General features: G+C 38.1%; 18 protein-coding genes. 7 read left to right on the plus strand and 11 right to left on the minus strand.

The window, feature by feature from the left end:
• Positions 1 to 349 precede the first annotated feature (349 nt).
• The 5 genes from QVB70_RS14985 (at position 350) to ilvN (QVB70_RS15005) (ending at position 6,576) form a co-directional block, all read left to right on the plus strand.
• Positions 350 to 1,243 (plus strand): hypothetical protein, encoded by an 894-nt coding sequence (locus QVB70_RS14985; RefSeq protein WP_287587893.1) that lies wholly within the window; start codon positions 350 to 352, stop codon positions 1,241 to 1,243.
• 132 nt (positions 1,244 to 1,375) lie between these two features.
• A complete protein-coding gene (locus QVB70_RS14990; RefSeq protein ID WP_287587896.1) occupies positions 1,376 to 2,182 on the plus strand; it encodes an SDR family oxidoreductase in 807 nt (268 codons plus the stop codon).
• A gap of 800 nt (positions 2,183 to 2,982) precedes the next feature.
• Complete coding sequence (locus tag QVB70_RS14995; RefSeq protein ID WP_287587898.1) at positions 2,983 to 4,008, plus strand: RRXRR domain-containing protein; 1,026 nt, start codon at positions 2,983 to 2,985, stop codon at positions 4,006 to 4,008.
• A 260-nt stretch (positions 4,009 to 4,268) separates the two neighbouring features.
• Positions 4,269 to 6,002, plus strand: coding sequence for a biosynthetic-type acetolactate synthase large subunit (ilvB, locus tag QVB70_RS15000; RefSeq protein ID WP_287587901.1), 1,734 nt, complete (start codon positions 4,269 to 4,271; stop codon positions 6,000 to 6,002).
• Position 6,003: 1 nt separating this feature from the next.
• The gene (ilvN, locus tag QVB70_RS15005; protein ID WP_287587903.1) at positions 6,004 to 6,576 is read left to right on the plus strand and encodes an acetolactate synthase small subunit; all 573 of its coding nucleotides are present in this window, start codon (positions 6,004 to 6,006) and stop codon (positions 6,574 to 6,576) included.
• Positions 6,577 to 6,737: 161 nt separating this feature from the next.
• Here ilvN (QVB70_RS15005) and QVB70_RS15010 read toward each other — a convergent pair whose 3' ends face one another.
• Genes QVB70_RS15010 through ilvB (QVB70_RS15020) form a run of 3 tightly spaced genes read right to left on the minus strand, consistent with a single transcriptional unit; the run spans position 6,738 to position 9,237 of the window.
• Positions 6,738 to 6,986, minus strand: a complete 249-nt coding sequence (locus QVB70_RS15010; protein ID WP_287587905.1) for a hypothetical protein — start codon at positions 6,984 to 6,986, stop codon at positions 6,738 to 6,740.
• The gene (gene ilvN, locus QVB70_RS15015; protein WP_287587907.1) at positions 6,986 to 7,486 is read right to left on the minus strand and encodes an acetolactate synthase small subunit; all 501 of its coding nucleotides are present in this window, start codon (positions 7,484 to 7,486) and stop codon (positions 6,986 to 6,988) included. The genes QVB70_RS15010 and ilvN (QVB70_RS15015) overlap by 1 nt, the downstream gene beginning before the upstream one ends.
• Positions 7,487 to 7,497: 11 nt before the next feature.
• Positions 7,498 to 9,237: a biosynthetic-type acetolactate synthase large subunit gene (gene ilvB / locus QVB70_RS15020; protein WP_287587910.1), complete on the minus strand. Its 1,740-nt coding sequence runs from the start codon at positions 9,235 to 9,237 to the stop codon at positions 7,498 to 7,500.
• 473 nt (positions 9,238 to 9,710) lie between these two features.
• Here ilvB (QVB70_RS15020) and ilvC point away from each other — a divergent pair, with 473 nt between their 5' ends.
• Positions 9,711 to 10,688 (plus strand): ketol-acid reductoisomerase, encoded by a 978-nt coding sequence (gene ilvC, locus QVB70_RS15025; RefSeq protein ID WP_287587913.1) that lies wholly within the window; start codon positions 9,711 to 9,713, stop codon positions 10,686 to 10,688.
• A gap of 357 nt (positions 10,689 to 11,045) precedes the next feature.
• Entirely contained in the window at positions 11,046 to 12,032 is a 987-nt protein-coding gene (locus QVB70_RS15030; RefSeq protein WP_287587915.1) for a hypothetical protein, read from the plus strand.
• Positions 12,033 to 12,329: 297 nt separating this feature from the next.
• On the opposite strand, the gene QVB70_RS15035 is transcribed toward QVB70_RS15030, so the two are convergent.
• From QVB70_RS15035 to QVB70_RS15070, 8 genes are all read right to left on the minus strand, one after another.
• Positions 12,330 to 12,650, minus strand: coding sequence for a winged helix-turn-helix transcriptional regulator (locus QVB70_RS15035; RefSeq protein ID WP_287587917.1), 321 nt, complete (start codon positions 12,648 to 12,650; stop codon positions 12,330 to 12,332).
• 155 nt (positions 12,651 to 12,805) lie between these two features.
• Positions 12,806 to 14,092 (minus strand): family 10 glycosylhydrolase, encoded by a 1,287-nt coding sequence (locus QVB70_RS15040; RefSeq protein ID WP_287587920.1) that lies wholly within the window; start codon positions 14,090 to 14,092, stop codon positions 12,806 to 12,808.
• A gap of 107 nt (positions 14,093 to 14,199) precedes the next feature.
• On the minus strand, positions 14,200 to 14,445 hold the full coding sequence (locus QVB70_RS15045; RefSeq protein ID WP_287587923.1) for a hypothetical protein: 246 nt from the start codon (positions 14,443 to 14,445) through the stop codon (positions 14,200 to 14,202).
• Positions 14,446 to 14,494: 49 nt separating this feature from the next.
• Complete coding sequence (locus tag QVB70_RS15050; protein ID WP_287587926.1) at positions 14,495 to 15,175, minus strand: hypothetical protein; 681 nt, start codon at positions 15,173 to 15,175, stop codon at positions 14,495 to 14,497.
• Between the two features lie 7 nt (positions 15,176 to 15,182).
• A complete protein-coding gene (locus tag QVB70_RS15055) occupies positions 15,183 to 15,485 on the minus strand; it encodes a hypothetical protein (protein ID WP_287587928.1) in 303 nt (100 codons plus the stop codon).
• 115 nt (positions 15,486 to 15,600) lie between these two features.
• Positions 15,601 to 16,347: a CPBP family intramembrane metalloprotease gene (locus QVB70_RS15060; protein ID WP_287587931.1), complete on the minus strand. Its 747-nt coding sequence runs from the start codon at positions 16,345 to 16,347 to the stop codon at positions 15,601 to 15,603.
• Entirely contained in the window at positions 16,344 to 20,471 is a 4,128-nt protein-coding gene (locus QVB70_RS15065; protein ID WP_287587934.1) for a hypothetical protein, read from the minus strand. Before QVB70_RS15065 ends, QVB70_RS15060 begins: the two co-directional genes overlap by 4 nt.
• A gap of 215 nt (positions 20,472 to 20,686) precedes the next feature.
• Entirely contained in the window at positions 20,687 to 21,340 is a 654-nt protein-coding gene (locus QVB70_RS15070; protein ID WP_287587938.1) for a hypothetical protein, read from the minus strand.
• Positions 21,341 to 21,374: the final 34 nt, after the last annotated feature.

A 21,374-nucleotide genomic window follows, 5' to 3' on the forward strand; every position in this document is an offset into this window, starting at 1 on the left:
ACCGGTCTCATGTGGACAAAAGATGCAACCTACCCGGAGATACTATGCTTTTTCATCAGGCACTCAACTATATAGAAAAAATGAATAAGGGAATGTATCCAATTATAAACAAAATAATAAAGAAAGCTCGAAGTTTTCTCATTTCTTATTCCATCCATTTCCCAAAATGAATTAATTGTAACATAACAGAATGAAGGCAAAATTTTTTGAGTTGCCTATTCACTAAGCTTCGTTCTATGGGATGATATTGCCACCAAGGTATATTAAGCCTCCTTTCTACAAAATGAAAAAATAAAAAGAAAAAATCCTATTTACAATGAGTATTCAAACAGGATAAGGAAGAATCAATATGCGAAGGCACAATGAAGAATTCAAAAAGTGGATTACTGAAGAAATTAAAAGATTTGTAAGGGAAGACCCTGATAATCGATTAAATCTTTTAGATGGCTCTTATATCTTTGAAGAACCCTTAATTGGTTTTGTGGCTGGCGATGATCCTATCTTCTATAAATTGAAAGAAGTCATAGGCGAATTTCATCTTACACCAAAAGAGGCCGTGACAAAAATTGCGGAGAATAAAGGCATTTCAGTTCCTTCTGAAAAAGAAATTGGAGTTATTTCTTATATTCTTCCGATTTCTAAGAAAACACGAGAAGAAAACGCTAAAATGAAATCAATGCCTGGTGAAAGATGGGCTCATACTCGTTTATTTGGTGAACAATTTAACAAGAAACTTCAAAGACATTTAGTGGCGTTCTTAGAAGAAGAGGGGTATTTTACTGTTGCTCCCCAACAAGTAGGAGACCTTTTTGAAACAAAAAGAGATGACAAAGTCGGTTATGCTTCTACATGGTCTCAACGTCATGTAGCTTTCGCTGCAGACTTAGGTACCTTCGGTCTTTCAGATGGTTTGATCACGAAAGCTGGCAAGGCCCATAGATGTGGTAGCGTTGTTGTTAATCAACCATTGGATTCTCCGCAGAGACGCGAAATTAATGAAACCAATTTACATTGGGACTGTTTGTATTACCAAAATGAAGGATGCATTGAATGTGTCATGCGATGTCCCGTTGGTGCAATTTCTGAAGAATTTGGACACGACAAAGATTTATGTTTTGAGCATGCTGTAAAGAAATCTGCTGAATTTGTTAAAGAGAACTACAAGATCGATATTTATGGATGTGGGCTGTGCCAAACAGATGTCCCATGTGAGGAAGAGAGTCCAGTAAAAGAAGAAGAATAGTCGAGACACGCTATTCCTTTTCAATCTGCAAAGTTTTTCTTCATTTTTAAGTAAGTTATTTTTATAAATGATTATAATAGTGAATTTCATTCATTCATTTTGAAATATTTAAACTATAATTGAGGCGATAAAATGTCTGAACGTATTAAAGATTGGCGAATTAAGAACTGGGTTTTTGATGCCAGCAAACCTTTCGATTTAACAGGTAAAGCCATAATTGTTACTGGCGCAGGTTCTGGCATTGGACGAGCTATCACTCTTGGCATTGATGCAATGGGTGGTAATGTCGTCTTAGCAGATATTGTCGAAGAAGGCATGGACGAAGTCGCAAAAGAACTCAAGAATGACTATTTGACACTTAAAGTCGATGTAACTAGTGAGGCCGATGTAAAAAATATGGTCGAACAAACTTTATCAACTTTTGATAAGATAGATGGTTGTTTTAACGCACCTGCAATTAATTTTAGACTTCCTTTCCTTGAACTCAGTGCGGATCAATGGACGAAAGTATGGAACGTTAACATTGGAGGAGTTTGCCTGTGTGCTAGAGAAGTTGGAAAAGTTATGGTAAAACAGAAGTACGGAAGCATGGTCAACATTGCTTCATTCAGAGGATTAGTAGGCGCTAAGGAAGGGCGGCAATCTATTTATTCTGCGAGCAAGGGAGCTGTTGTAATACTCACAAAATGCTTAGCCGCCGAATGGGGCGAGTTTAACGTAAGAGTTAATGCTATAGCACCTGGCATGACTAAGACACCGCTCGTAACGCAGATTCTTAAAGATGACGATTGGTATAACGAACTGGCTTCTATGCACGTATTAAATCGATTTGCTGAGCCAGAGGAGATGGTCGGTGCAGCAATCTTTCTAGTTAGTGATGCATCTACTTTTATAACCGGTACAACCCTCCTTGTGGATGGCGGACTCACAGCCGTGTAAGTCAGTAGTTATACAATCACTTTTTCATTTTTTTATCTCTTTTTTTCCTATTTTCTTCTAAAGTCTTTATTCATTATCACAAAACTTGTTATGTGTGTCTATACTCAACTTATGGTCAAGATTTGTTGATCATTACATTCTTAAACAACAGAACACCACTTATCGTTACTGATAGCTAAGCCTGAACGCACCTGTTCTTGAGAGTGGTTAAGAATGGCGTGGGCTTTATATACCTTGTTGTTTCTAAGGTTTTTAGTCATATGGTATGCAGGAACTTTAGGTTTCTGGCTATTATATTACGGTGCTGTAAATGTATGACCCTCATCAAACATGAGACCATCAAGGCTACGTAAAGCCAGTAAAGAGCTAAGAAAACACCAGAGCTGTAGAGTATTTACCGTCAAAATTGAAAGCTTTCATCTCAATAGCAAACTAAACGCCATCTAAAAATGTTATTTCTGGAGGCTAAAGGGCTGTACAACCATATACTCACAATTTTGTTCAAACATTATTGGAGCGAGTCAACTACCCCTCCTGTCGGATGGGGCTTGTGAAGTACAGGCTCACAATGCAAGAGTTGTCTAGGAGGCATATACCATAACGTTATGCAGCAGCCGCTCGGTGGTACACACTTCGGAATGTTGCGCTAGTTCCGAACCCTGTAAGTTCTGCCTGTTACAGAACGGGCGTCATGGCACGATATCTTCCGAGTGGGCAACTCCGAAGCGCGTGTTACAAGTTTGTGTTCTTGACCGTATATCGGTGCCTAAAAACACGTTCAAAAAAAGATGATGTCAACTATGAGTATTAGAATTCCTGTTGTCAGTAGAGAGGGAAAACCGCTCATGCCTACAACTCCTGCTAGGGCACGTAAACTCATAACAGGAAAGGTGGCACGAGGCAGCTTCAATAAACTCGGTATCTTCTATCTTCAAATGCTGGTTACTGTTGGTCAGAGTACACAGCCCCTCAAAATGGCGATCGATACTGGTTCTAAATATGAGGGATATGTGGTTGGTAGTAACAAAGAAGTCTGTCTAAAAGGCATGTCAAAACTTCCAACGCGTGTCTCACAGAAGATGAATGACAGACGTAGCTTAAGACGCTCAAGACGACAGAAATTATGGCGGCGAAAATGTCGATTTAATAACCGGAGAAAAAAAAACTATTGGATTGCTCCCTCACAAAAAACTAAGGCCGAAATGCGCGAAAAAATCGTTAAAGAACTGGCCAACATTTATCCCATAATGCAGAATGGTACAGAAGATATCGCATTCAATCATTTCAAGTATCGACATGGTAAATATTTTTCTACGGCAGAAATCGGTAAGACGCGCTTTTATAAAGTATTAGAAGCGATTGCACCAACTATAAAATTCAAGGGCTGGCAAACAGCAAATTTACGAAAACAATACGGTATACCAAAGTCTACAAAGAAGGATGAAATTTCACCAGAGAGTCACGCAAATGATGCGGTAGCAATGTTATGTGGCATGTTCGGAAATTTGGTAGAACATAAGAACGTGCCATTTTATTACTGGCAACGTCCTGAATTCGCACGCCGACCACTTCATAGACAACATCACCAAAAAGGACATCTTCGCCCTAAATTTGGAGGGACGAAAAACGGAGGTCATTTTAGAAAAGGAGATTATGTCGAGGCAGAAAAAGCGGGTAAGACCTACCGAGGATGGGTATGCGGATTACCGACCCAAAAAACAAATAAGATCGGCGTTATGGACGGGTTCGGTAAGCGCATCGGACAATTCACACCCCGCAAGGTGAGATTACTATGTCGAAACACAGGCATAATGTGGAGAACGTAAAGGAAGACCAATTTCTCTTCCACCTTTATGAAGGAAACTTCTTCGCCCAATAAGTTGAAAAATGGTGATGTTATTTTCATAAGGGAAAGTTGTTTTTTTGTCTCTTTTTGACTTTTCCTCGTCTGAAGTTTTCACTACTTCACAAAAAATCGATTACTGGTCTTATCCTCATTTTATAGGCAAAATTTGTTACGCAATAAATTCTTAAACATTTAGATTTAACATCTCGTTACATTCAGATTTATTGGAGCGATTAAAACATGGTGATATTGTCAGGAGCTAAGGCATTAGCTGAATCTTTGCGCCGAGAAGATGTTAGACACCTATTTGGTATTACTGGCGGCGCGATTATGAATTTGATGCACAAATTATGGGAATATGGTGAAGCCGAAGAGATAAGGATGATAACTTGTAGACACGAACAGTGTGCCGCACACGCTGCAGAAGGTTACGCTGTAGCTAGTGGCGATGTCGGAGTTTGTTTCGCAACTTCAGGTCCAGGCGCAACGAATCTTGTCACAGGTATCGCTGATGCATTCTTAGACAGCCGACCAATTGTTGCAATTACAGGTCAAGTACCTACTAACTTGGTTGGTAACGATGCCTTTCAAGAAGCCGATATTATTGGATCAACTATGCCAATTACTAAAGCTAATTTTCAATTTCATAGAGTCAAAGATATTCCATTACTTACAAAGATGGCTTTCAAAATAGCGAAAACAGGACGCCCAGGGCCAGTTCTCTTGGACTTTCCTAAAAACGTGCAAATAGGCGAAGAACACGTCGAATTTCCTGATGGTGAGATCGAAATTCCAGGCTACAATCCTACATTAAAAGGGCACCCACGTCAAATTAAACGGATTGCAAAGGTTTTGAAAAACGCTGAACGTCCTATTATGATAGCTGGCGGTGGAACTATCTCTGCCATGGCAAATAATGAAGTCTTAGAATTGGCGGAAATGATAGGTATTCCTGTCATAAATACATTGATGGGTAAGGGAATTATTCCAGAAACACATTCTTTGTCGTTAGGGATGGCCGGTATGCACGGGCATATGTGTGCAAATAGCGTTATCAATCAGTCTGATCTCATATTTGCTGTAGGTATGCGCTGGTCAGATCGTATAACTGGGAAACTCGAATATTTCGCGCGAGAGGCAACGATAATACATCTTGATATTGATTCAGCAGAAATTGGAAAAAACGTTGGAGTACATTACCCTATCGTTGGAGATGCAAAAATTGTGCTCCGTCAAATTGTTGAAGAATTAAAGAAACTGGAAGCAACTAAACCTAATGGCTGGATGCAGAAAATTAAGCAACTCAAAGAAAAATGTCATTGCAATATACCACTAACCGATATTCAGCCTATCAAGCCACAACAAGTCATGAGGCTCTTACGGGAACATATCGATAGCAAAACGATTGTGACAACAGGTGTTGGACGAAACCAAATGTGGGCTGCACATTATTTGAGTGTCGGACCAAGAAAGTTTATTACGTCTGGAGGACTTGGAACGATGGGGTTTGGATTTCCTGCGGCTATCGGCGCAAAAGTGGCAAAACCAGATCATTGGGTCGTTGATGTCGATGGCGATGGCTCATTCTTAATGACACAGCAAGAACTCGCTACAAGCGTAATAGAAGACATCCCTGTCACAGTAATAATTTTAAATGACCAAGTACTGGGCATGGTGAGACAGTGGCAGAATTTATTCTTCGAAGAACGTTATGCTGTAACAGATCTCGGGCCGAAAGGATTTAAGAAAAGAGTTCCTGATTTTGCAAAACTGGCAGAAGCATTCGGAGCAAATGGAATTTTAGTAGAGCGTGTTTCAGAAATAGGACCTGCGATTAAAGAGGCCAAAGAGTCTGATGTAACAACAGTGATTGATGTACAAATTGATCGAAATGAGAACATTTATCCGCATCTGCCATCAGGTGCAAAATTAGAAGAAATAATACCATGTCCCTCATGGACGGAGGCAGAATGATATGTTACGTATAAATTCTGGGAACGGCAAAGACGACGGAACAGTGGGCTCTCATATTATAACCTTTCTGGTAGAAGACAGACCTGGAGTGTTTGCTAAAGTTACTGGCTTGATCAGACGTAGAAATTTTAACATTGCGAAGATCACTGTGGGCCCAACACACATTGAGAAAGTTACTCGAATGACTTTTCTTATCAATGCAGATGAAGCAACCCTTGAACAGGTCGTGAAGCAGTTAAATAAGATGGTTGAAGTCTTACGCATTACTGAGCTTAAACCAAAAGATTGTGTGATCCGCGAGCTCGCTTTAATAAAGATCAATACAAGTGATCAACAAGAACGAAATGAAGCTATGCAATTCGTAAATATCTTTAGGGGCAATGTGCTGGATGTAAGCCCCACTTCCTTGACGGTTGAGGTTACAGGAGACAGTCAGAAAATCGATGCTTTTTTAGAATTGACCAAGCGATTTGGCATTATTGAAGTCGCACGTACTGGCATTACTGCCTTATCTAGGGGTTCTGATCCACGCCCCCGTGGGGTTGATAGCTTGACTTTGCTAGACTACGAATAATACGATCATTATTCAATTTTCTTTTATTTTTGTTACTTTTTTTAAAATAAATTATCAAAACAACAAATTAAACAATAAGCTTACCTGAAATAGCCTCTTTTAAACTTGAAGTATAAAGAAAGTAAAAGAGGGAGATCCGCAAATAAAAAATTGTCAATTGGTTAGCTAAGTAGCAAGAGTAGCTTTTCTGATGTAAGTTCGTCAACCCTGCCAAAAGTTGACAATACACTCTTGAGCGAATTCACCTTTTCTTCTTCCGTAGAAAAAGAAAAAGTCACTGTAGAGGAGTCTGGATGTGCCGAAAGTTCCATTCTTTCAAGGTTTACATCATTCTGCTGAAAGACTGATAGCATCTCTTGAAGCGCTGTAAGATCTCTTCTTCGGGTCGTTACATGAAATGTATAATTCATTAATACTTCACCTCACCCATTCTCTCTATTGCTAATGCACCAGAGCGTACGAGTTGTGTAACTCCGAAAGTTTCCATTACATCAATGAAGCTGCTGACTTTCTTTGGGCCTCCTGTAACCTCAACTGCTAATCCATCTTTGACTGCTTCAACAACCTTTGCTCCATAGACATTAACAAAGTTCAATATATCTGCCCTTTCCTCAGGACTCTTGGCTTGTACTTTCATCAAAGCGATTTCTCTTAGAAGGGTGGTTTCTTTATCAAGTTCTTCTATCCATTTGACCTCTTGAAGTTTGTCTAATTGCCTTACAACTTGGTTTGCTGTATTATCGTCTCCCCAGAACGTGATGGTTATTCTCGTGATGCCTTCAGTTTCTGTCGCTCCTGCGGTGATCGTGTGGATGTTAAAATTCCTTCTACTGATCAGACTTGAGATTCTTTGCAACACACCTGGTTGATCTAATACCTTTAATGATATCACATGAAGACCATTTGTCATTTACATCACCTCTATCCACATCTCTCCACTAATTCGGGGGGACACCGTCCACCTATCATTTCATTAAGTCCTTTTGGAGGGGGTACCATCGGCAAGATATCCTCTTCTGGATCTGTCTTGATGTCAACCACATAAGGTACTCCCTCTTTTATTGCCCTTTCAAGTGCTTCCCTTATCTCGCCAGGGCGCACAACGACTTCACCTTTTGCTCCGAAAGCTTCTGCCAACTTAACAAAATCTGGAACTTGGCCTAAATTCGTTGCAGAGTAGCGTGCTCCAAAGAACAATTTTTGCCATTGTTTCACCATTCCAAGCCATCTATTATTCAAAAGTGCTATTACAACGGGTATTTCATTTTCAACTGCGGTTGCGAACTCTTGACACACCATCATAAGCGATCCATCTCCTGCTACATCAATGACTGGCGCATCTGGTTGTCCTGAAACTTGCATGGCTACCTTTGCACCGATAGCGGCAGGAAATCCAAAGCCCATCGTCCCTAGTCCGCCCGATGTTAGAAAACTCCGAGCATGTGTACTCTTTAAGAAATGTCCCGCAAAAATCTGATTCTGGCCTACTTCCGTTGTAACTACATGGCGTTTGTAATTTGACAAAACTTTACTGAGTTCCCTCATCACTCTTTGAGGTTTTATAGGCACATCTTCAAATTCTAGATTGCAGTCACACAATTCTTTCAGTTCTTTCACTTTATTGCTCCATTCTAACTTCTTACCATTCATTTCTACATTGGAAATCTGATTTAACATTTCTGTCAGCACTTTTTTCGCGTCGCCTAGAATATACATATCCACCGGCAGATTCTTTTCAATTTCTGCAAAGTCTATATCAACGTGAATTATCTGTGTTTTACTCCATACAGACTGCTGCCATGCTGTCACACGGTCACTAAATCGGCATCCAACCGCCAACAAAACATCGCTATTTATTAGCGGGAAGTTTGCTGTTCTTCGACCATGGAAGCCTGCCATTCCCATTGCAAGCGGATGTGTCTCTGGAATCACTCCTTTCGCCACGAGTGTCGTTGATACTGGAGCCATGAGGAGTTCAGCCAACTGAACTAATTCATTCCATGCACCAGACATGAGCACTCCTCCTCCTGCAAGAATAGCTGGTCGTTCTGCTTGAAGCAACATCTTGACAGCTTCTTTTACTTTCGTCTTGTCCAAGCTATCATTGTTCGCCTTCACATTTACTGCCATGCTAGGATCGAATTCGACTTCCTTTTGTTGCACATCTCTTGGGAGATCTATAAATACGGGTCCTGGGCGTCCTGTTTGTGCAATTGCAAGGGCTTCTTTCATTACATAAGGAAGTTTATGGACATCTGTGACCTTATAATTATGCTTTGTAACATTTAAGGTGAGTCCAAACATATCGGCTTCTTGAAACGCATCGGTTCCCATCATGGAAGTAGGAACTTGGCCTGAAACATAAAGACACGCTGAACTATCTAGAAATGCAGTGGCCATGCCCGTAAGAAGGTTCGTTCCTCCGGGACCACTCGTCGAGAATCCGACTCCTACTTCTCCTAATGCTCGATAGTATCCGTCCGCTGCGTGGGCAACACCTTGCTCATGTCGGCATAAAACATGCCTCACGTTGCCAGCATCAACCGCTGATAAAACTTCATCGTACAACTCCATCACGGCGCCGCCCGGGAACCCGAAAATAGCTTTTACACCATCGCTTTTTAAAGCTTCAAGAACTACTTTAGCACCTCTAATTTTCATTAACAATCCTCCTTTTAGAATCTAATTTGTATAGTTCCCTACTATTGACTGAAAACAAAACATTACTGTCATTAAAAGCATTAAATTGTCTTAAAATGACTAAACCACTTTTATTCGAAAAATAGCTTTTCGTATGCTTATCAAATGGAGTATAATATTGTTTCAAGAACAAGTCTATAGCTGGGAATAATTTTCTGAGTAGGCAACCCCCAAAATCCAAAAAGAATAAAGCTTTGTCGCAAAGGTCTGTGTAACTAACAGATTTGATGATACCTCCTGTTCATCTGCGGACCTCCGTTAACTTTTAGGGGTTTGAATTTGTACGCTTACTTTATACTTATCGTTTATAAGTCTTTGTTTTCAATCCAATCTTTACAAAAATAAGTATTATGGTTAATAAAGCTTAACCTGAACTTATAAAAGCGCATTCGTGTATTCGTCGAAAAAAAAGTAACACCTTTGGAGGAATTAATGTGGTAAAGATATATCATGAAAACGATGCGGACCTATCACTCCTAGATGGTAAAACGATTGCAATAATCGGTTATGGATTACAAGGGTCGGCACAGGCCATGTGCATGAAAGATACAGGAGTAAATGTTATAATTGGAGCGCGTCCTAATGGTCCATCTTGGAAAAAGGCAAGGGAATACGGTTTTGAAGTTTATGAAATCCCAGAGGCTTCAAGACGTGCTGAGATTATCTATCTTTTAGTACCAGATGAACATCATGAAAAAGTCTATAAAGAACAAATTGAACCTTACATGGAAAAATGTGAAGTATTTTGCGTTTCCCATGCATTCAGTATTGTCTTTGGGCAAGTAGTACCACCAGATAACGTAGATATAATCATGGTTGCCCCTAAAGCGCCAGGAAAGATCGAACGTCGTCTTTATTGCGAAGGTTTCGGTGCACCTGCTCTTATCGCTGTTGAACAGGATGTAAGTGGAAAGGCAAAAGATATCGCACTTGCAATGTGCAAAGCAAATGGTTTTACACGTGCTGGAGTAATAGAGACCAAATTCTATGATGAAGTAACCAGTGATCTTTTCGGTGAGCAAGCGGTACTTTGTGGAGGTCTACACGAGCTTATTAAAACAGGTTTCGACTTGTTGGTTAAAAATGGATATGATCCAGTTCTCGCATATTTTGAATGTCTAAATGAATGTAAACTAATTATGGATCTAATTTACGAGGGCGGTATCGAAGGAATGTGGAACAACGTTTCCAACACGGCAGAATACGGTGGCAGAACTAGAGGTGAAAGTGTTATAAATAAAGCAGCGATGGAAAAAATCCTAAAAGACGTTCAAAGCGGAAAATTTGCTCAAGAATGGATTTCAGAATACAAGGCGAATGCACCATCTCTTAAAGTCCAACGAGTTACTGGTGCTAAAGAACAAATAGAAATAGTAGGAAAAGAAGTAAGAAAACTCTTTGAAAAGAAATAATCAATTCACTCTTTTTTTTATACCTTCATATATTTCTTTTAAAGCAAGTAAATCGCAGAAACAACACTGTAAAAACATTTGAACTAAGTTAATTCTAGCATTAGTTTTTTATTCCGTTTCCTTGTAGATTAATTTACTTTTCAATTACATTAAACTATATTTTAACCTTAATACTACTTCATGCAATTACATTCATAGTCTCTGAAAACTATTCCTTAGTACTTAGGTACTCAGGAACGATCGATAAAACTTATATAGAAGTTCCTAAGCATACATTCTGCTCAAAAAACAAAATAGGAAAAAGAGGAAAAGGCGACCTCGCGAAATGGAAACCTTTCCCTCTTGAAGTTGAGACCTATGGATTCTATTAGGAACTTTTCCGATAAAAAGTTTTCGCTCGCGGTCCACGAAATTATTTTGCAGTTGAAGTATAATTCGTATCCACACAATTATCTTGTTGCGAAAATTCAGGAAAGTCATGCTACTTTTAGTCGATCTCTTGTTGAAAAAGCGATCCATTTTCTCTATTATAACGCTAAAAAATTAGGCAGGATTGTCATAGATTTTGAAGGAAAGGCTCTTCATTTCTATTACAATCTTGACATTTCTGAGAAAATAGCCTTTCAGCGTGCAAAGAGTTTCATGGTGAATTACAGGCTCTATCTCAAAAAGATGATTACGAATGACAAAAAGACAAATATTGTTGGCAGGATGGGTGAAGGGGCTGTAAGAGCTGTGTTACGGAAATTAGGTTTCACGGTTCTGCAACGAGTCAGAGCAGGGAAAGGTGATATTGACCTTATTGCAATGACTAAAAGTTTCAATTGGCGTATTTGCAAAGTAAAAGAATTCGTAATTGCTTTTGAAGTGAAGAATAGAGACAAAGAAGTAGAGTCATCTTGTCTTACTAAATTTAATTATACTTTAGATAAATTTACTGCAAAAACAAACATCAAGATAGACCGAAAAATCTTAGTCGCCAAAAAATGTAGTTACAAGACGCAAAAGAGGAGTAATGGGGAGGGCATAGATATTGTTGAACTCATGCAAAAATATGTGCCGCATACTCCCTATGCAAAACCCTTTGGAAGCATATCAATCAAACAGTTTATGAGAAAAATTCTCAGGAAATTGATTCGTCTTTTTAGAGGACTTACAGATCTCGTCGAATATATTTATGCAAAAGTTATTATTTCAAACAGATTAGAACACTATAAGACTCTTCTTAATCAATTCGATTGGCTATTACTTGCTCAGTTTTTAAGAGATTATTCTCTATGTCCTGCAAAAATGCGTGACTTCTTTTCAAAAATGAAGCTGTCTTATCTGTTCGTGACTAACTAAGTACTTTTGTTGTGATAATAAGAAAAAACTATCATAAACTCATTACCTAAGTACTGAGGAATACATACCTTTATATAAGACTAAATCCCCATTTACCAATGTAAAAACTTGTGTGGTGGGATGACAAAGTGGTTGACCTCAAATGTCCACGTTGCAATACGCAACTTTTCAAACAGAATGCTATTTATAGATGTTCTGGTTGTGGCTTTTGGGGTACGTATGAAGCACTTATAGCATCCCAAACCTCTTCTACTTTTATAAAAAATACCCTAAAAGCAGTAGCATAAAAAAAAGGGATTATTTGAAAAGTTGAATAAGTGCAACGAATATCTCTGTGACTTCGGTTCCTAATTTTGTAATAGTGTATTCCTCAAGGTTACGAGAGTCATCGTAAACCTTTGCTTCTAAAACACCGAGTTCTACCAGAGCATCAATTCTACTACGAATTGTATTATAACTAAATTTTCCAAATTCATTCTTAAACTCATGTAAAAGATCTGTGGTTCGCCAAGTCTTATTCTTTTGAAACATCAAGAGCACTTCAACACTCTTTGATTTCTCGAAAGCATCTAACATTTGCATTGTTTTTTTGTTTTTGAGATCTGAAATGACTGACATATATAACACCAACCTAAGTACCTAAGTAATAAGATATGATTTCCTCATACTAAAAACTACTTCATAAATCTTGTTATGACAGTTGTGATAACAAAATAAGGTTTTGGTCCTAAATTGTAATAACAAATTCTGAACCTGGAGTACTCCTGGAATACTTACAGAAAATAAAGGTAAGCGAAGGCTAATAGCCCAATTATCGGTAAAATAAGAATAAATAGGTTCATCGCTATTTTAATTATAGGTGTTTTTTTGTAGAGTGGATAGATTGTAACAAAACATATTAATACAATATTTAGAAGAGCACCAATTTTGAGGACCTGGACAAGCCGGGTGTGTGGAAGAAGTACTTTCGATTCAAATTTTTCTTTGAGGAACTGATAGGAGTTTCCTGATAAACTCTCAAAATTATAGATACTTACTCCATCGGCACTTAGTCGAACGCTTTCAAGTTTTTGTTTCATTATATTAATGTCTTCAGGAACTATCGGCAAATATGTCGGCGAACGTAAGTCTATATTTCTTAGATAAGTGACTGTTTCTTGAAACGTCTTGAGATTGCCGTATTCCATCACATTGAAAAAATCTACCAAATTATCCCAAGTGTTCCATCCCTGGAAGATTCCATTCACATCTGTTCCATGGATATTTGGCCGCGAAAATACGTAACATCCGATATATTTGAATTTGCTGTGGACTATTTTTGAAGCCTCTTTAACAAAGTTTGTAATGGTTTCAGTCATAAAGGTTTCCCATTTAGCCCACATTTGTGTATCTGATTCATGAAAATCTAAAGGACTAATGCCGTAAGTTTCCGTGAATTGTTCTAAACTATATGAGTCATAGGACGGTTGATCTAAATACCTGACGAAATCTAACATAATCCCGTCCACGCCTTTTGCAAGCATTTCTTCAATGATCGAAAGATAGAACTCACGGACTTCTGGAATCGCAGGCGAGAACCAGTACTTGACCCACGAAATACGACTGGTCACAGGATTACCGTGTCTGTCCACTACCCACCACTCGCTATAGGCCTCATTACCCGTTCGTGAAGAGTAGTCAATCCACAGATCTACAACTGCATAGACTTTAAGCCCCTTTTCCTTTCCCTTTTGAATAAAATATTCCAGCAAGTCAAAATCATACGTAAAATCACTGATAGGAATTTGACCATGTGAAACTTCGCTGGGATAATACGTCAGTTCTCCACCCACAGTTAAAGCGATCATGTTTGCGCCAAGTTGGTCAATTTGTCTAATCTTGGCGTCAATTTCTTCTTGAGTTTTATACTGACCGCTATCAAGTTTGATAGTAACAATTCTGCCCTCTTCGTATTTGTTATCTACTGTTGTGATGTTAAAAGCGATCTGAACGAAGGCAGAACTGCAAATGATTACGAGCAATACTATGAATGCAATTCTCAAGTCGTCAGGTTTTGCCATTATTTTTTTCCTCTTCTTCTTTTTCAATTTCCTGTCTGATAACTTCTAAAACAGAACCACACAAGAAAAGTCCTCCTGATTACTTAGGTAATGAAAAAAATAATTGACTAGAGTTCAACAGGCAGTCGACTAACAATGTCCGCAATTGCTTTGGTATTCTTCTGTATGCTAGCTAACGTATGTTTCATCATTGCTTCATGCTGTCCTATCTTAGAACACGCTTCTTTGTCGCCGTGTACCTTGCATAGATGAACAACTTCCCTGAGTTCAGTTTGATTCTCAGTATACTCTTCTAAGTCTGCAACAAGAAATAAAATCCAACTATCGAGATTCAAAGGCATTGTTTCATACACACTCCTTCTTCTTGATTATTTAAGTAGTCTAAAAAGCGACTTCTACTCATTATTTGGAGAACGATTTTTCATAATAGCTCTTTTTCCTTTTCTTGTGAATTAACGGGATCATTAGAATAACACCAGTAATGATTACGCCGATCATTAGAATAAGTAGTTCATAACCCCTGATGTAAAAGTATACATACCAAGACTCAATATCCCAGAATGAACTTCCCTCTTTTGCTTGCGTCACAACTATTCTTTGGAAATAACTCTCTTCTACTGTTGTCACGTAACTAATCGAATCGTGGATTCGTTGAAGCCTGAGATGGTTGTTTGTATCTGAGAAATCCCATCGAATTATGTACAGATTGATTTCAATGTAATTGAAAATGATTTCAACAGTCAGTACTACATGATGTCTCTGGTCGCCATCGAACTCATCTATGTCATATACAAGTTTTTGTGATGTAGAAGTTACTTGGAACAAGTCAACTTTTTCTGAATTAAAGTCGAGCGTGTGTTGTTTTAAGCCATTAGAATTGAACTCTTGAATGGCAACGTATTCGAGGTCATGTTTATTATTGATGTTTTTGTACCAATAGCGGAATTGCACTTTGTCATTTCGGTAACTGAGACATATCTCCTCATTACTGAGAGTATCAGTCGCGGCGATTGTTGGTTGAACAAGAACACCGACTAAGACAAGTGCTACAATTAGCGCACACATTGCTTGTTTATGATTCATTTTTTTCTTACTTCCCAATAACTCTTTTAATGGTCGGAAAACCAAGTAGCGCAATACTTAGAAGTATGAATACTGCCGCAACGACTAAGATTGCAATGTAAGGAAACCCTAGATACAATAGATTTCCAACGATATTTTCTGAAGATGTAGTAAAGTATTGAAGTAAATAGTCTTTAGCCTTAGTGACCCACAAATTAGCACCAACTGCATTAGCGATCCAACCTCCAAGTGACCAGATCATACCTGATGCGATGAATAAAAACGCAACACCAACGAGATACCGCAATTTAGAAACTACCTTTTTGACCATTTTTCCTTTCACCTTTTCTAATTACTTAGGTACTTTCGTAATATCTGTCACGCCAGGAATTGACGCAACACACGATTTATGAAAGCACTGGGGGGCTTAGGTGGTGCAAATCTATTCAGGGGGACATCAGCGCAAACATTTTCGAGAGTATATTATTTAATCTATGAACCCAGATTGATGCATAGAGTCCATACTTTGTTCTGATCGCAGCAAGTTCTATTCCTGCTACAACTGTAAACATGAGTAAAATTGCATTGAAGGCGTACGCTACACTATGCGCAATTCCAAAGAATAGTGTCGATGAAATCACGTACGCAATCGCATACGCCGTTGTTTCATCAAACTTAAGAAATCGTTGCAGAACCCACTTGATAGGCTCAGGGTACGCATACCTGAAAAAAAGTTCTTCAGTCGGAGCGATCAAACAAACATGGAACATTATACTGACAAAAAACCCTTCAATTGAAGATAAGGTTTGCGTACTTTCTAATAACAAGATTTCTGACGTTGGGGATACAGAAATCCCATAAAGCGGGCTTTCTGTGTCTACTATTGACAGACCAAGAGTGTTTTGAAAAGGTGCGAGCACATAACTAAAGATCACGTTCGTAAATATCACAATAGTGACGCCTAAAGTAATACCCACGATAAAATTGGCTTTCTTTTCTCGCACACTTTTGTAAGAATAAAATGCATATACTGCGGCAACCGCTGAAAAGATAATCGCATAACTATAAAAAAGAAAAATTTGGAGATAGGTTAAGACGGCGAAACCAATTGTAAACATCAGTATCCCCATAGCGATAACGTAATCTGCCGCACTGATTACAATATCTTCAGTAATAGCCTCTCTAGTTATCAACGAAATCTCCTCCTGTCACCTTTGAAGTACCTAAGCAGTATGATTCCAAAGATTACGATGAATGTAAAGAACCCATAGACACCGAATTGAGTGAGCATTTGCACTTCTACTGGTGCCTCTGCTACATTTAAAGCACCGATAGATCCTGCAACAGCAATCAATAGCGAGAATAGACCCCCACCTGAAATAAGTCCGATGTGCCATTGGAATTCGTTCTTCCTGTAAGACTCATAAACAGGACCCGCCTTAGCGACATGACTCCACAGGATCACAACAATTGCAACTGTGATTGGTACAAACGCAAATACAGGACTTGCTAAATTAATTGCTGGTTTTCTAAATGTTACAGACCATTCAGATAGGTCGGTAAGTGACAAAACTCCTCCAAATTGAGGTAAAAATAGAAATACACAAAGCGTTACGCCAGCAGCACCGAAGATCGCTATGTAAACATAGAACGCATATTTCTGATAAAATTTCTTAACAGGCGACATGTCTTTCGTACTTTGAACTACAACTATGCCTATTATTGAAATACTTAAAGCGTAGATAAAAGGCTCTATTGTAAGCGTGTAAGTCTTTTCTTTGACATATCCCACCAAATACAGTGTTTGATCGGGTTCTATATTGATGCCATAAATGCTAATTGTTCCTTCGTAACCATTAGGCATAAATTCAACTGAATATCCGCTTTCTTCATTACTTAAGTAGTCTAAAAGAGTTGCACTTGCAGCAGAGGATATTTCGTTCTGTAATTTGCTGTCAGTGTATATTTTCCATGATTTTATGCTGTCTGTAGTGTAACCCGCCCAATATAGTTTTCGTATTGAAGGCAGGTCGATTCCAATAATAGAGACATTCTCGCGTGCTATTTGAGTGTCTATATCCATCGTATAGACGGCTTTGTTATTATCAGCGTTTACCACAGCGGGACTAGAAACCTCTGGTTCAGTTTCATAGAAATAGATTTTGAAGGAAGCGTCTTCGGTAGGTGCTTCGTCGAATTCAAGTGTGAGTTTCCACTTAGACCCTTCTTCTTTAAACTTTAAGTTAGTCACATTCTTTGTGCTTACAGCAACAGCAGTAACTAAGTCAAAGTCGTCACCTAGTTTTTCCTTGAATGAATTGCTTAACGTCTTGGTATAGACCAATTGTGATTCGTGAATCGTTGCAGTGCACCAAAACATAAGATCTTCTGTGACGTTTCCACACTTTACTTCTTCAGGTTCGTGAAGTGAACCTAATTGAAGTCCACTCTCAGGGGTAGAATCTGCGAAGAATGTTATTGTTTCTTTTTCTGTGAGCCCATTAGTATTTTCTGCTCTGATCTGTAGTTTATAATCATCATCCTCATCAAAAAACGTGCTGTTTACCTCAAAACTGCCTTTATAGTTTCCTAAAGTGCTATTTCCTGAGTCTAGGCTCATCTCTATCCATTTAGAATAAATTTCATACTGATTTACAGGATTCTCAAAGGTATATCTAAATTTTACTGATGAGATATTAGCAGCAGTTAGAGTTAATTGTGTAACAGTACATTTTACTGTTTTAGTTTCATACCCTACCCTCTCATTATTTGAAGGATCTATATTAGAAATAGAAACTCCTTTATCCTCTAACCAATTGGAGAAACTTAACGTAGTATTATGCCCTTCAAAATCTGATGAAATGCTAAAATCAAGTTTGCCATCAATACCTACCTCTACATCTGAGAGATCCCAATGATCTGTATCCCATACCGCAGTAAACGAATCTCCATCTACAGCAATAAGATCAGTTTCATCTATCCCTGTAGTGTAAGAGGGAGTTATTGTAGCAGAACCAATAGCACCTAAAGATGTATCTACCTCAAAAATCCGCGAAGAATCTAAATAAAGATTATCTATGAATGTTTCAGTTATATTTGATTGGGATGCAGTATAATAAACTCCAATACAATCAATGTCATACCAATTAGGAGAGCCCTGTACACTCCATCCTGTACTACCTGAGCCTACTGCAATTGCCTCAGTTTGCCATGTATTGTTTGCTGAAATATCAATTGTTCTGTAAAAGTAATTTGAATCATCATCATATAAACGCAATTGAGGATCAGCAGTTTCATTATCTTGTCTTATTCTGAAATTTAAATCCTCATATCTATTCTCACAATCAAGATTCAGATTTTTTGCTGAGTTATAATAAAACTCACGATTTCTTTGGATCAGATCAATGACTAAATTCTCATAATAAACTACATCATTTTGAGCCATATAAGAGCTATGCATTGTAAAGGCATGATGAGTAACTAAATCTGAATCTGTTAGCCCACCATTACCAGGATTTCCATCTGCTTTAACTCTTACATACGTTTGCCACGTTCCTATGTCTTGAGCAGAAATATTAATTGTAAAATACATATTCGGATTATAGTAATCATCCGAATCATAAAATCTTACAACGGAGTATGTATGTGTTGCACTTGTACGATAAATCTCTACACTAAAACCAGTAAAGTTACCCCAGTAAAAGGATGTAGATAATTCACGAATTGCAACAAAATCTGTAGTTGTTGTTTTATTACATTTAAGACTATAACTACCAACTTGTGTAGGCACATTCTCATCACTTATCTCACCATCAAAACTATATTGGTCTATGGTGTATTGATCAGCATTCCCTTCTGTTCCCTCATCAGGAAAAATATAATCAGTTAAAGATAATTCATAAATATAAACACCTGAGGCAGTTCTTAAAGAAAAATAAAGATAGTTATTAGTTAAACTAAATGCTCCACCAGTACATACATTAGAACCTGTAAATGTGTTAATAAAGGTAAAACTATCAGCACTCGGATTATAATACCCTATGCGCGCCTCATCAGGCTCAGCATCATCATCATTAGTTCCAAACCATACAAAACGCCCATCAAAATAGAGATTATATAACTGCTTACCAGAATCACCCAAAGTAGTTAATGTATCCGTGCTTGTATCAAGAGCATATAGTTTATGTGAGCCTGTCAAAGTCACATAAATAATCCCTCTGTTCATTGTCTTTGAAAACCATGTACCAGTAGGAGATTGTACTGTATCTTCGCACATATCTACTATAGACTCTGCTCTATTTGTCATATTCATTTTTACTATTAATCCTTTGCCCCTGTACATGGTAGAGCGTTCTATACCACAGAAATAGATATAACCTCCCACTCTTTGCATACCGAATACTCTTGTAATATATCCCCCAGCTTCATTTTTACCCGTTAAAGTATCAGAAGTAGTATCAAGTCTTTTCCAATAACTGCTCATTCCAAGATTACGGTTTTCTATGAAATACCAAATATATTGAGATCCATCATACATCGCACAATTAATTCGATCTAAAGCAATACCAGTTTCTCCACCAGAGCCTAATGAAACTATTGAGTCATCTGATAAATCTAACTTATACCAGTAGTGGTTACAACCATTCCCCACTCTTTTTGATGTAGTAAAATACAGATAATCTCCCAATTTAACAATTGCGCCACATTTCCAGGCATCTGTAGATTCAGCTGGTAGCGCAATATTAGTAATTACACCAGTAAAAACATTTACTTTATATAATCGCCCATAACCAGTACCATACCCTACTCCTGTAGAAAGTTCTTTTGGCTCTAAAGCATCTCCAGTACCGTAATAAATCTCATTTGTACCATCAAATATACCTGCCTGTGTTCCTAAACCTGCATCAATATAAACTGTTGAGTTTAGTGCGCCTAAATCTGTGAAATTAAAACCTCTATGTACTGCCTTTATTGAATAACTACCTACTTGATTAATTAAGGCATCATCAATTAATGTAACATTATTCACGTTCTCCCATTGAGTAGCATTATTTTCAGTCCAATTATCCCCATCTCCAGGATTAACGTAATAATATTCACTACCAGGTGTGTAACCACTGCCTAAGGCTCTTATTTTAAACTCAGGATTATATCTATTGTTAGGCTCTGTTAATGTGAAATCAGGCATAGTAGTAGTTTGTGACGCATCTGTTTGCAGATTAGCAGGTAATATAAAGGGCATACTACATACCATAACAAACAGAAAAAGCATAGTTACTATATGACTTTTCTTTAAGCGTTGTAGTTTTATCCTCATCTGCCTACCTCACAATAGGTTTTCAGTTTTAGTTTCTGCCTGCCATTGAGCCACACAAAAAAAAGAAATACGCTAGTTTTATCTCTCTTGGTTAATTTGAGAGAGACAAACTCAAAGGGCTTATGTGCTAAAACGTGGTATATGCAAATCCCTTCGTCATTTCCTACGACCGTAAATAATTGGTTTACAGAGTTTGCCCATGTGCACATTTAAAATTACCCCATTTCCTTGCGGAGAAATACCAGATACATCCCTACTAGATTTAGTGCAACGAGTTTCAAAATAGCAACAATTTCCGCTACAACAGCGTTAGCACCATACGCAACGGTAAACATTTGTTCAGGCGGAACTAATTCTCCAAGCAGGAGCCAGAACGTCACTCCTACGGTCATGATTATTATAATCATCGCAACAAGTTTTCTTCCGAAATATACCAGAGCCATACTCGCCCCAAAGACAAGTAAGAGCAGTGGAAAAAGCGTGGAATTTAGTAATGATGCGGGAACATCTACAAACGCCAAAGAAAGTGTGACTTGCTGTTCTTGGTAGCCAAACATACTTGCGATCTGTAGATCTAGGTCTAAAACAACAAGTACGCCTAACATCATACCAACGATATTGAGTAGCATTCCTAGTGGACTTTGTTGTGAAAAATTGTAAAAAGTCCGTGCAATAGTTCCAGTGATAAAGAGACCGATCATGCCGTAGAACGATAGATAAAACGGTATGATATGCGCAGCGTAGAGAATGATGTCTACAATGGCAATAAGAATGAGTATTTCAAAAAATGTTTTTTTGTAATCTTTTGTGAATACGCCTAAGTGTGTAATTTCTAAGGCGTTACTTATTTTTCGTCGTATTCTTGCCATTTCCCATAGTCTCCATTTTTTCTGTTTCTAATTA

It is taken from the genome of Candidatus Borrarchaeum sp. (assembly GCF_019058535.1).
GTDB classification, from domain to species: Archaea; Asgardarchaeota; Sifarchaeia; order Borrarchaeales; family Borrarchaeaceae; genus Borrarchaeum; species Borrarchaeum weybense.

Coding starts and splice junctions, on each gene's coding strand:
- QVB70_RS14985 (WP_287587893.1), top strand. CDS start 350: ATGCGAAGGCACAATGAAGAATTCAAAAAGTGGATTACTGAAGAAATT.
- QVB70_RS14990 (WP_287587896.1), top strand. CDS start 1,376: ATGTCTGAACGTATTAAAGATTGGCGAATTAAGAACTGGGTTTTTGAT.
- QVB70_RS14995 (WP_287587898.1), top strand. CDS start 2,983: ATGAGTATTAGAATTCCTGTTGTCAGTAGAGAGGGAAAACCGCTCATG.
- ilvB (WP_287587901.1), top strand. CDS start 4,269: ATGGTGATATTGTCAGGAGCTAAGGCATTAGCTGAATCTTTGCGCCGA.
- ilvN (WP_287587903.1), top strand. CDS start 6,004: ATGTTACGTATAAATTCTGGGAACGGCAAAGACGACGGAACAGTGGGC.
- QVB70_RS15010 (WP_287587905.1), bottom strand. CDS start 6,986: ATGAATTATACATTTCATGTAACGACCCGAAGAAGAGATCTTACAGCG.
- ilvN (WP_287587907.1), bottom strand. CDS start 7,486: ATGACAAATGGTCTTCATGTGATATCATTAAAGGTATTAGATCAACCA.
- ilvB (WP_287587910.1), bottom strand. CDS start 9,237: ATGAAAATTAGAGGTGCTAAAGTAGTTCTTGAAGCTTTAAAAAGCGAT.
- QVB70_RS15030 (WP_287587915.1), top strand. CDS start 11,046: ATGGATTCTATTAGGAACTTTTCCGATAAAAAGTTTTCGCTCGCGGTC.
- QVB70_RS15035 (WP_287587917.1), bottom strand. CDS start 12,650: ATGTCAGTCATTTCAGATCTCAAAAACAAAAAAACAATGCAAATGTTA.
- QVB70_RS15040 (WP_287587920.1), bottom strand. CDS start 14,092: ATGGCAAAACCTGACGACTTGAGAATTGCATTCATAGTATTGCTCGTA.
- QVB70_RS15050 (WP_287587926.1), bottom strand. CDS start 15,175: ATGAATCATAAACAAGCAATGTGTGCGCTAATTGTAGCACTTGTCTTA.
- QVB70_RS15055 (WP_287587928.1), bottom strand. CDS start 15,485: ATGGTCAAAAAGGTAGTTTCTAAATTGCGGTATCTCGTTGGTGTTGCG.
- QVB70_RS15065 (WP_287587934.1), bottom strand. CDS start 20,471: ATGAGGATAAAACTACAACGCTTAAAGAAAAGTCATATAGTAACTATG.
- QVB70_RS15070 (WP_287587938.1), bottom strand. CDS start 21,340: ATGGCAAGAATACGACGAAAAATAAGTAACGCCTTAGAAATTACACAC.